At 61.5% G+C, this 11,558-nt stretch carries 10 protein-coding genes; 3 read left to right on the top strand and 7 right to left on the bottom strand.

Features of this window, described 5'->3' with window-relative positions; all coding sequences use genetic code 11:
• On the bottom strand, positions 1–606 hold a 606-nt coding region (locus EOS_RS22090), incomplete at its 3' end, for an alcohol dehydrogenase catalytic domain-containing protein (RefSeq protein WP_047848842.1).
• 89 nt (positions 607–695) lie between these two features.
• Between EOS_RS22090 and EOS_RS22085 the strand changes: the two genes are divergently transcribed.
• Together EOS_RS22085 and EOS_RS22080 are read left to right on the top strand one after the other, a co-directional pair.
• Positions 696–1,607, top strand: a complete 912-nt coding sequence (locus EOS_RS22085) for a LysR family transcriptional regulator (RefSeq protein WP_053064006.1) — start codon at positions 696–698, stop codon at positions 1,605–1,607.
• 156 nt (positions 1,608–1,763) lie between these two features.
• Entirely contained in the window at positions 1,764–2,996 is a 1,233-nt protein-coding gene (locus EOS_RS22080) for a GGDEF domain-containing protein (RefSeq protein ID WP_063779103.1), read from the top strand.
• Between the two features lie 32 nt (positions 2,997–3,028).
• Here the strand turns inward: EOS_RS22080 and EOS_RS22075 are convergent, their stop codons facing one another.
• The 3 genes from EOS_RS22075 to EOS_RS22065 are packed head-to-tail and all read right to left on the bottom strand — an operon-like array spanning position 3,029 to position 5,938.
• Positions 3,029–3,547: an ureidoglycolate lyase gene (locus EOS_RS22075; protein WP_047848831.1), complete on the bottom strand. Its 519-nt coding sequence runs from the start codon at positions 3,545–3,547 to the stop codon at positions 3,029–3,031.
• 6 nt (positions 3,548–3,553) lie between these two features.
• Positions 3,554–4,564 carry an allantoicase gene (alc, locus tag EOS_RS22070; RefSeq protein ID WP_047848830.1) on the bottom strand — a complete coding sequence of 337 codons (1,011 nt, stop codon included), beginning with the start codon at positions 4,562–4,564 and terminating at the stop codon, positions 3,554–3,556.
• A 51-nt stretch (positions 4,565–4,615) separates the two neighbouring features.
• On the bottom strand, positions 4,616–5,938 hold the full coding sequence (locus tag EOS_RS22065; RefSeq protein WP_047848829.1) for a C4-dicarboxylate transporter DctA: 1,323 nt from the start codon (positions 5,936–5,938) through the stop codon (positions 4,616–4,618).
• Positions 5,939–6,183: 245 nt separating this feature from the next.
• Here EOS_RS22065 and EOS_RS22060 point away from each other — a divergent pair, with 245 nt between their 5' ends.
• Positions 6,184–6,873: a FadR/GntR family transcriptional regulator gene (locus EOS_RS22060; protein WP_047848828.1), complete on the top strand. Its 690-nt coding sequence runs from the start codon at positions 6,184–6,186 to the stop codon at positions 6,871–6,873.
• 194 nt (positions 6,874–7,067) lie between these two features.
• On the opposite strand, the gene EOS_RS22055 is transcribed toward EOS_RS22060, so the two are convergent.
• The 3 genes from EOS_RS22055 to EOS_RS22045 form a co-directional block, all read right to left on the bottom strand.
• Entirely contained in the window at positions 7,068–7,826 is a 759-nt protein-coding gene (locus tag EOS_RS22055; protein ID WP_047848827.1) for an SDR family NAD(P)-dependent oxidoreductase, read from the bottom strand.
• A 59-nt stretch (positions 7,827–7,885) separates the two neighbouring features.
• Positions 7,886–8,485 carry a short chain dehydrogenase gene (locus tag EOS_RS22050; RefSeq protein WP_047848826.1) on the bottom strand — a complete coding sequence of 200 codons (600 nt, stop codon included), beginning with the start codon at positions 8,483–8,485 and terminating at the stop codon, positions 7,886–7,888.
• Between the two features lie 315 nt (positions 8,486–8,800).
• Positions 8,801–11,128 carry a YadA family autotransporter adhesin gene (locus EOS_RS22045; RefSeq protein WP_047848825.1) on the bottom strand — a complete coding sequence of 776 codons (2,328 nt, stop codon included), beginning with the start codon at positions 11,126–11,128 and terminating at the stop codon, positions 8,801–8,803.
• Positions 11,129–11,558: the final 430 nt, after the last annotated feature.

Genomic DNA, 11,558 nt, shown 5'->3' with positions numbered 1-11,558 from the left:
GAGCGCGACCACCCTGCCGGCTCCCATCGCCAATGCGGCGAGCACCGCCGCCGAGCCGAAATAACCGGTCGCGCCGTTGACGACAACGGTCTCACCCGCCGCCAGCCGCCCGCGCCGCAAACCGCCGAACGGCACCACGAACTTGCCCAGTATCGCGAGGCGTTCGGCGGGGAGATCGTCGAGTCCGTCGAGCGGGATCAGCGTCGACGCCGGGAATTCCGCCACTTCGCGCAAGGTGCCGTGCGGAAATTCGGCCATCATCGGCTCACTGCCGGGGCCAAGGCCAGTCAGCGCGATCAACACTTGCGCCGGTTCACGTACCGTTTCATTGGCAACCCAGTACGGGTTCACCGCAACACGCTGACCGACGCGAAACGACATCACGCCTTCGCCGACTGCGGCCACACGGCCAACACCGTTCGTTCCCGGCGAAAATGGTCCCGGCGGATACGCGTACGGCAATTTGCCTTCGACGTGGGCGCGCGTGTAGCTGAGCAGCGGCACCGCTTCCATCCGGACCGCCACCGCGTTGCGGCGCGGCGCCGGTTGAGCAACGTCGCGCAATGCCAGCGGCGTACCGGGTTCATCGAGCATCCAGGCTTTCATCTGTATTCCCCTAAGGTCGGTTGGACAGTTGAACTCTAGGCGCCGGGTACGTATTCTTGAAATCAATTACTGGAATGCGACCTATCAATATGATTGATCTTCGCGGTATCGACTTGAACCTGCTTGTCTCGCTCGATGCGCTGCTCGCCGAATCCAACGTCACGCGCGCGGCGCTTCGGCTGCATCTGACGCAACCCGCTGTATCGACGCAGCTTGCGCGGCTGCGGCAGATCTTCGGCGATCCGTTGCTCATTCCCGCCGAGACCGGCCGCGGCATGACGCGCAGCACGCGGGCGCTCGAGTTGATGGAGCCGTTGCATTCGGCATTGAAGAATCTCGAAGCGGTCGTGCGCCACCAACCCTCCTTCGACCCGCACACGGACCGCCGCAGTTTTGTGATCGCCGCGAACGACAACGCCACTGCCGTGCTCGGCCAGCGGCTGATGGAGCAGCTCCCGACGCTGGCGGGACCGGGCGTGCGGATCGCGTTTGTCGTCGCCGATCAGCCGTCGATGGCGGCCCGGCTCGAACGTGGCGAAATCGATTTGCTGCTGGGCTCGGAGCGCATGGTGCCGGCGTCGATGAAAGCCCGCAAACTCTTCGATGAGCACTTTGTCGTCGTCCAGCGCAAGAAGCATCCTCGCGGCACCGCACCGCTGGATCTCGACACTTATTGCGCGCTTGACCACGTGCTGGTGTCGACAAGCGGAGGCAGTTTTCATGGCTTCATGGACGAACATCTGGATGTGCTGGGACGTCAGCGCCGCGTTGTTTTGTCGGTGCAGCATTTCACGCTGGTCCCGGAGCTGCTGTTGCGCACGGACTATGTTTCGACGCTGCCCGCGCGGTTTGCCGAGCGTTATCGCGATCGCCTCGATATCTTTGGGCTGCCGTTCGAGGCACGCGGTTTTACGTTGTTTGCTGCGTGGCCGCCTCGGAGTCAAGCCGATCCGGCACATGTGTGGTTGCGCGACACGCTGGCCTCGCTCGCCGCGATGTAAGAATCCTGATCCTTCCTCTTCGCACGGCTCGATTCACCCATCGGCGCCGCCTCGAACCGCCGGCATTGCGCTTTGTCCAGAGGTCGGCGCCCTGCGCCCGACACACAAAATGACTTATCATGTTGCCCCGAACCGGGACATCAGACATGGCGAGCGATGGCAGAACCAACCGAAGTTCCACGCTTTGACGCGGAGACGAATTTCAAACTTGACCGTCTATGGTCCGAGTTCGAAGACGCGTCAGTGGAACAGGAGTTTCAGCACCATCACCGGATCGCAACCCACACCACCTTGGTGCGAACGCTCGTCTTCTCCGGCGTGTTTTACGTCGCCTTCGCGTTTTCCGACATAGCCGCCCTCGGTTATTCCCGTACCACCTTCGTGCTTTTCCTGGCGCGCTGCGGCCTTGCGTTGACGTGTGTGGTCGGCTTGCGCGTCGCCAGCTTGCTGCACGTTTCCGTCGCTTCCCTGCGCGCGGCCGCGAGTGCGGTCGAAATCGTCGGCTTTACTGGGTTCATGATGATCACGTGGCTTCGTCCCAACGGCATGGCGACGCACTGCATGTCCATGTGCATCTTGCTGATCGTGGTTTACAACTTCATTCCGAACAAGCTGATTTGGGCTTTGCTCATCTCCCTGGCCGCGACCATCGCATTTATCGCCATTTCCGCGGCATTGAAGACGCTCGACTCATCGGCGTTGCTGACCTCGTCGATGCTTCTCGTCTTCACCAATGTGCTCGGTTATGTCACGGCTCGCCGCCACAATCGGCTGGTCCGCGATGAGTTCTGCCAGCACGCCTTGTTGCGGAATCTATCGGTGCGCGACTATCTCACCGACTGCTTCAACCGGCGCTACCTGACCGACGTGTTATTCGACGCCGAACTGCGGCGTACCCGGTTATACAAATCGAAACTCGCGGTCATCCTGTGCGACATAGATCACTTCAAGCAGATCAACGATAGCTATGGGCACCCCGCAGGAGACGCGGTCCTGCGGACCTTCGCGGCATTGCTTCTTGCCCACACGCGGCATGAAGTCGACAGCGTGATTCGCTACGGCGGCGAGGAATTCCTTCTGTTGCTTCCGCAAACTGATGTCGCCGGGGCGACCGTGCTTGCCGAGAGAATGCGCCAATCGTTCGAACTGACGACTACGCGCGCCTGGGATGGCCGCGAGATACGGTCCACCGCGAGTTTCGGTGTCGTGGCGGTGGATTGCGCAGGCGGATCAGGATTAGATCTCGTAACCGAAGAAAGTCTGGTGGGCGCTGCAGATGCGCAGTTGTATCGCGCGAAGAACGCCGGGCGCAATCGGGTTTGCGCCAGCGGCGCGCCCAGCGCACCGGACCAGGACGCTGGGCAAGAGGGCGTATTTGCGGTGACGTAGCCGGTGTTTCTCGAAGCGCTGTCAGCCGCCTGTCACGCGGCTGACGGACAAACAAGATCACCCTCAATCAGCCGCAGGCTCTCCGATAGATAGGTTTCCTCACAATTGGCTTCCTTACCGCCGCGATCCACCACGATGAAGTCCGCCGCGTCATCCAGGACAATCAGCGGATGATGCCAGACGCCTCGCCCATAATTCACGCCCTGCCAGCCGCGCGTAAAAAATGCGCGCAGTTTCGACGCATCGAATTCACCCGCCGGCGCGACCACCACCAGATATGACACCACGCCGAGCGGCAAGAACGCCTGACTGCCAAGCGGATGGCGCTCCATCATCGAGATCTCGACCGGTTGAGCGCGCGGCTGGCCCCGGAACACGTTGATAAGCGGCCGGCCACCGCTATCCACGCCTATATCCACCCGCGCCAGATCGTGGAAGCGCTCGGTCGTGCCACCGTTGATCGGAAAATGCTGCGCGCCGTCGAGTTCGATTACATCGCCGAACGGCTCGAACGCCGCGCGCGTCAGGGGTTCGAGCGTAAGCGTCTGCATGGCCGCTTACTCGATCGCGCCCAACAGGCGCAGACGCGACACGCCGCCGTCCGGGAACATGTTGAAGCGAACGTGCGTGACGGGCCCAAGCGCGGCCAGCTCACTTTCGAAGCGATGAATGTTGTCCGCCGAGAGCTTCTGTTGTGGCAGCAGCACCGGCCAGAACATCGCCTGCGTAATCAACGATTCATCCGTGCCGCCCGTAACACGTGCTGCCTGCAGCGAACAGCCGTCGGGGAAATTGCCCTTGAAGTGGGCCGTATCCACTTCGATTGCATGGATCACGCCGGGATGCGCCAACGCCACGATCGCCCAGTCGTTGCCGGGCTCACGACGCCGCCGCGTCTCCCAGCCGTCGCCCATGTCCACGCCGCGTCCGGGCATGAGCATCTGCGACGCCGGTCCGAAATGCTGGTTGTTCGCCGCCACCAGATAAGCGCCGTTTTCAATGGCCGCGAGATCGACCTGCGACCCGCGTTCGACACGCGTCCAGTCCACCTTCGGCTGGCCATAAACACGCAAACGCGCGATCCCGCCATCCGGGTAGATGTTCACGCGCAGGTGCGTATAAGCGCGAGCATCCGCGACCGTCAGATAGTGATGCTGGTTGCCCTGCAATGTGGTCGCCGGCACGATTTCGCGCCAGTCGGCGTCGTCTTGCGGCATGGCGCTTTCGCTAATGCACGCTTCGATGGACGCCGCCGGCGGGAAGTTGCCGGTGAAGTGGCTCGTATCCAGGTCGATGCCGTGAATGGTGCCCGGCCGCGCCAGTTTGACGATGCAAAAGTCGTAGCCAGTGGTCCGCTTGCGGCGCGTTTCCCAGCCGTCCATCCACTTGCCGTTGTCGTCGTATTTGCCGGGGATGAAAACCGCCGGTTGCGGGTCGAGCATGCGCTCCTTGGGCGCGAAGAACTCGTCACTGGCGAAGAGCGCTTTGGCGCCGAGACGAGGATCGGCGAGATTCATGAAGCGGCGGGTAAACGCCGGAGCATTGGGGTCAAGTACGGGACTAGCCATGGAGTGGGTTCCTTCGAAACGATTCAGGAGCTAACGACGAGCGTTGCGCGCTCAGACAGCGTGCGCGGGTTCGTGGTTGTGACTGGAACCGGCGTGATCGGCCGGGACGAAAAGCAATTCGGCGTCCTGGTTCAGCACGCGCGTGGCGCGGACGCGGTCGATATCTTTCTCCCACACGGCCACGACCACCGTCGCGACGCAGTTGCCGATCAGGTTGGTGACGGCGCGCGCGATGCCGACGAACCAGTCCACCGGCAGGATCAGCACGAGGCCGAGCACGGGAATGGCGGGGATCGCGGAGAGCGTCGCGGCGAGGATCACGATGGCCGAACCGGGAATGCCATGCGCGCCCTTCGATGTCACCAGCGACACCAGCACGACCACGATCAGATCGTGGATCGAGAGCGGCGTATTGGTGGCCTGCGCGATAAAGATGACGGCGAGCGTGAGATAGATCGAGAAACCATCGAGGTTAAATGAATAACCGGTCGGGATCACGAGACCGACGGTGGAGTCCTTCACGCCCATCCATTCGAGCTTGCGCATGATCTGCGGCAGCACGGCGTCCGACGATGCGGTGCCGAGCACGATCAGCAATTCCTCACGCAGATAACGCACGAGCTTGAAGATGCTGAAGCCGGTGAGCCGCATCACCACAGCGAGCACGACGAAGACGAACAGCAAACAGCTCGCGTAGAACACGATCACCAGCATGCCGAGTTGCTTCAGCGACGCAACGCCATAGGTGCCGGTCGTGAACGCAATCGCGCCGAGCACGCCGAGGGGTGCAAGCTTGATGATGAAACCCATGATGCGAAAGAACACGTGCGACAGCTCATCGATAAGACTCGTCACGCGCTGCGCCTTCTCGCCAAGCAGCGAGAGCGCCGCGCCGAACAGCACGGAGAACACCAGCACCTGCAGGATGTCGCCCTTCGCGAAGGCGTCGGTGGCGGTATCGGGGATGATCTTGAGCAGGAAACCCGCCGTGTCCTTCAGGCTTTTCGCGTGTTCGGTGTAGGTGGCAAGCGAGCCGGCATCGAGCGTATGCAGGTCGATGTTCATGCCCACGCCCGGTCGCGTGACATACGCGAGCACGGCGCCTATCACCAGCGCGAGCGTGGTCATGATCTCGAAGTAGACCACCGCCTTCAGCCCGACGCGCCCGACCTTTTTAAGGTTGCCCGCGCTTGCCATGCCCGAGACGACCACGCAGAACACGATCGGCCCGATCACCATCTTGATGAGCTTGAGGAAACCGTCGCCGAGCGGCCTGAGTGTCTGCGCGAAATGAGGAAACACCGCGCCGATCACGATGCCCGCGACCAGCGCGATCATGACCCGTCCAAACAGGGAATTAAGAAATCTCAACACGATGTTTCTCCTCGGTGTCGCACGGCACGGGATGATGACGTCAACTGTTCAGACTGGTCGGACCAGTTGCTGATGAGGAATATTAGAAAGCCGATATAGTGGAGTCAAGCGCCATTTGATAGCGGTTTACCCGGCTTTTTAGTGTGCTCGTATGAGGAAAAATCGAATTGAAGCGGACGCCTGGCAATGTCGCGCCTACAATGGCGGTCAGACCGCGCTACTTCGTGTTTACTCCCATACGTCCTATGAAAAATGTTCCGCATACCGTGACCGATGCCGCCATCGCGACCATTCGCGAGCGCATCGAGACGAGCGTCTATCCGGTGGGAAGTTTGCTGCCGGCGCAACGGCAGTTATCGGAGGAACTGGCTATCAGCCGCGCGTCGCTGCGTGAAGCGCTGTCGACGCTCGAAGCGCTCGGGATGCTGCATATCCGTCCCGGCAAGGGCGTTTATGTGAACAGCGCAGAGGCGGCCGGCGCGCACGCCTGGCGTTTCGCCGACCAGGCATCGCTGCCCGATACCTACCAGATGCGCTTCGCGCTGGAGGGATTCGTCGCGCGGCTGGCGGCGCCTGCCATTGGCGACGCGGATATCGTCTGGCTGGAAGATAACCTCGACGCGCTGCAAAGCGCCCTCACCTGCGCCGAACTCGACGAAGCCGCGCAACTCGACTTCGCATTCCACATGCGGATCGTGAGTCTCGCGGGCAATACGGCTATTGAATCGATCCTGCGCGGCAGCGCCGACATCATGAAGGAAAGCCAGCGCTTGCCGTTTTATCGGCGGGAACTGGTGCTGTCGACGTATCACGAGCATCTGGCGATTGTCGAAGCGTTGAAGGCGCGTGACAGCGAACAAGCCGGGCGCGCGATCGAAGCGCATATCGTGAACGCGGCCCAGCGGGCCGGCGTTCATTTTCCGATTCCGGTCTAGTTTGACGCCACGTGTTTGCACGACGGAACGATGAAGTGAAACAGGCGCGCACGTTATTCACCGTTTATGTTGAGAACCCTGTGGATAACGTGCCTGGCGACGCGCTAAGCGCTTGATGTGTCTCAAGTTTGCGCCGTTGCCTCGCTTTGGTCAGCGGCGCGTGGCCCAGGAAAGATCCGCTTCGTCTCCGCCCATCAATGCGCGAAGAAGTGCATGCCTCCGTCAACAGGAATCACCGCCCCGGTGATGTATCTGGCGAGCGGCGATGCAAGAAACGCGACGAGATTAGCGACGTCCGCCGGCTCGCCGAAATAACCTATCGGAATGTTCTGCTCGATAAAAGCCTGCCGTGACGCCTCGGTCGGATGCAGCTTGGTCCGCACCTGTTCACTGTCGATGCGGCCGGGCTGGATGGTGTTGACCGTGACGCCGTCGACGGCGATGTCGCATGACAACCCCTTCGCCCATAAATGCAGTGCCCCCTTGGCCGCCGTTGCGGCGTTGAGCGAGCGGGGTTCCATCGAACCGCTGATATTGATGATGCGTCCCCAGCGTCGCCGACGCATGTCGGGAAGCAGCGCAGTGGTCAGCCGGCGAATCGATGTGAAATTCAGCAGGAAAGCCTCGTCCCAGATTTCGTCGCCCGCATCCGGCGATGTCGGCCGGGCAGCGCCGGCACCGTTGACGAGGATATCGACCGGTCCTAGTTCCCCGACCGCTTCGTGAACCGCTCGGTTAATGTCGTCTGCGCGCGTGAGGTCTGCCGTTATCGCGAGGAGTTCCGTGCCGCCTGCTGCGCGTATTTCGCCAGCCAGCTCCTGCAGCTTTTCTGCTCGCCTGGCGATGCCCGCCACACGGGCGCCCTGCCGCGCCAGCAAGCGAGCCACACCCGCGCCGATTCCCGAGCTCGCGCCGGTGACGAGACACGTGCGTCCTTCAAGCGTCAAATTCATTTCCGGTTCCGTCGATGTCGATTGGTGGATTCGTCGATTCGTGGATTGCGCGAGCCGCGTTACCAGACGCGATAGACGCGCCCGGTCTGCGGCCCTTCGACGCTACGCCGATAAGCTAGTGCCACTTTCGCAGCAGGAACACTCTCGAAACCTGGAAAGAACGGGCCATACACCGAAGCGGATTCGGTCACGATGGTCGGACTGACGGCATTGATGCGCAGCCCGCGCGGCAGCTCGATCGAGGCCGCTCGCACGAACCCTTCGACTGCGGCATTGACGGTGGTGGCATTGCTGCCCTGTCGAATCGGTTCGTCGGCGACGATGCCGCTCGTCAGTGTGATCGAGCCGCCGTTGTTCAGATGATGTTGTCCGACCAAGGCGACGCGTATCTGGCCGAGCAACTTATCCCGCAGGCCCAGGTTGAACTGCTCGGCGGTGGTTTCAGTGACGGGACCAAAATGCAGATTGCCGGTTGCGGCGATGAGCGCATCGAATCGTCCAATGTGATCGAACAGCGCCTGCACGCTTGCGGGATCGGTGATGTCGACCTGCCTGTCCCCATGACTCCGACCCGCCACGACGATTTCATGCCGCGGCTGCATCTCTTCAACGATCGCGCGTCCGATCGTTCCCGTTCCTCCGATCACCACAATTTTCATCGCAAGCTCCCTGATGCATAAAGATGAGCCACGATTGTTGATCTCTTACCTGGTTAGTAAAAGACGCATAAGATTCGGACATCTCTAACTGCTGGTTAGCAATATGGACGAGTTGCGGTGCAGGGACGTAGCCCGCATTAGAACTGTCAACGTTGCGACAATAGTGATGTCAACTCGCGCGCACGTCATCCATTTGTTGCGGTCGAGCCTTGTGGAATAAGGGTCTGTGCCTCGAGTTCGAACAAACAGCAGGCGCCGCCGGGACAACGGACAGGCCGTATTCGACCCGTCCGTTGTTCCGATGCCAGCTTGTACTTACCACTGATAGCTGACACCGCCGCCGTAGGCGGTCCCCGCACTGCTGGTACTTGCACCGCCTCTCACCTTGATGTTGCTGCTGATGCGCGCAGTAAAACCGAGGGCGACGGCGCCGTACCCCTGGTAGCCCCCTGAGCCTATGCCGACCGAGATCGTCTTGCCTGGATCGACGTCCGGGATCATCGAAAGCGCGACGGCGCCTGCGACCCCCGAATACGCCCTGCGAGCGACAGAATTCACGCTGTCCTGCACGCCTTGCAACTGCGACATGTTCACGGCATCGGTCGGATTCACACCCGCCGCGACATTGGTGATCCGACGGTCGTTGCCCGACGAGCCCACTGAGACGGTATTCGCCTCATTTGCGACCGAACCCTCACCCAAGGCAACCGAGTTTGCGGCGCTCGCCTGCGTATTCGCACCCAACGCCGTGCTGTTGTTACCAGTCGCCGCTGCACTCGCGCCTGTCGCAGAACTGTTGGTGCCAGATGCCGACGCATTCGCACCCGACGCCGTGCTGTTGTTGCCGGTCGCCGCTGCACTCGCGCCTGTCGCAGAACTGTTGGTGCCGGATGCCGACGCATTCGCGCCGAACGCAGAACTGTTGGTGCCGGACGCCGCTGCACTCGTGCCTGTCGCAGAGCTGTCGGTGCCGGATGCCGACGCATTCGCGCCGAACGCAGAGCTGTTGGTGCCGGATGCGATCGCACCATTCCCGGTCGCGACGCCGTTCGCTCCGGACGCCGTCGAGCCCGTGCCCACCGCCATGCTGTTGGTTCCGGTTGCCGTGCCGGCCGTCGCCTGGATCGAGCTTGCCAGCGATGCCACCTGCTGATTTACCGTCGAAAGGCCGGTCGACAGCGTCCCGACGTTCTGACTCACCGCTGACAGGTCGGTCGACAACGTGTCCACTTGCTGTGCGACCGCATACAACTCACTGCCGTTGACGGCGTCCGTGCTGGTGGCGGAGATTTGACCGGCAGCAACGTTCGTGATTTGCCGCTCATTTCCCACCGACCCGACACTGACCACGCTCGTCGGATTCGTCCCGGCAAATGAGGAAAACGTCGTATTGCCGACTGTCGCGCTCGACACGGGATTCGCTGCCGCAGCCACCGAGCCGGCACCAAGCGCCACATCACCCGGATTCGACGCGATCGCGCCTTGACCGAGCGCCGTTGAGTTCGCCGCATTCGCGAATGCCGCGTTGCCCAATGCGGTCGCCTGATTGCTCAACGCCTCCGCACCCGCACCGATGGCGACGGACTGCGCGCCCTCAGAACTCGACGTGTTGCCGATCGCCACAGCCGAGTCGCCCGATGCCAGCGCGCCGCCTCCCAGCGCCACGCCTACCCGGCCCGTTGCCGTCGCGCCCCCGCCCGCCGCAAGGGACTCAGTTCCGGTTGCCACGGTGCTCGTACCCAATGCCGTTCCGTCGCCGTTGGCCGTTGCCGCGTTACCCACCGCAGTGTTGCCTGCCTGTACCGTAGAGATGCGGCCCGTGCTGCCTGACACCCAGTCATCGACCAAAGAGGCCACGCCGGATACGGAGCCCGCATTCGCCCCAAAACCCATCGCGACAGAACCGGCTGATGAGGCGGTCGAGGACTGACCGACTGCAACGGCCGACCCCCCGCTCGCCACGCTTGAGTTGCCGAGCGCCACCGCGCTGCCACCGCTTGCCGTCGCTGCCAAACCCACTGCCATCGCGCTGTTGCCGCTTGCGTTCGCCCCGACACCTACGGCCACAGTAGCTACACCACTTGCCGTCGCAGTCGAGCCGAGCGCTACTGCGTTTGACGCAGATGCCGTTGCCTGAGCCCCGATCGCCGTTGCGTTGGTGCCGTTCGCATTCGACGCACCGCCGTACGCCACGGCATTGGTGCCGGTGGCAGTGGAATTGCTACCCACTGCGGTCGCATTCTGGCCGGTCGCTGAGACAGTGTCGCCAACCGATACCGCTGCTCCGCCGTTGGCGGTTGAATTAACACCGAACGCCTCGTTTTGACTCGTACCATCCGAACCGGCGACTGCTGGGAATGTTCCGCCCGTGCTGGCGGTGGGCGCCGATGCAGCACCCCCGATCGTTACAGCTGTAGTACCGTTTTCGCCACCTGACGCATAGTTATCGGCATACGCCTGCCCCACGGGCAGCATCATCAACGCCGTTAATACCGCAAGCGACGCCTTCGATTTCAGTGGGGTACCGCCCTGTCCCATTTCCGCTTGCCCCGGCTCGCCCTGCACACCACGCTGCGTCTCGGCTGCCGCTACCAGCGCGCCAAGCCGGCGATTCCAAACCAACCTATATCGGCTCTTGTTCATTGCGTTTTTCCTTCTCACTTATCTAGTTGACAATAAAAAATTCATACTTGGTGTCCGTCACGCTCTATCTGACCGCTTAGCCTCTCCATGCCGTCTAACTTGCGATCGCTCACCCCCTTACATTTCATATGGATAACTACATATATGAATAGAAATGAAAATGTTGGCGTTGATTTATGCTTTATTGCGGGAACTGAATTTCCTTTGGTACAGAATAGATATTTAGATATCCAAAGTGTTGACGTGCGCCATCCTCATGCCGGGAGAATTCACATGAGGGAGGTATCAATGAGGGGCGGCTAGACCGTGTCTATTTTCCGGCATCCTGGCCGTGCAGACTGCAGCGGGCCGTTGGCTTATGAAGGCCCGAAGGGCCACGGCATATTGGCGCCAATTGCGCGAAAGGGCGCTAATTGCCTATCTGAATGCG

The sequence above is a fragment of the Caballeronia mineralivorans PML1(12) genome (genome assembly GCF_001028175.1).
Classification (GTDB): Bacteria; Pseudomonadota; Gammaproteobacteria; order Burkholderiales; family Burkholderiaceae; genus Caballeronia; species Caballeronia mineralivorans.
This window is presented reverse-complemented; position numbering and strand designations above follow the sequence as displayed.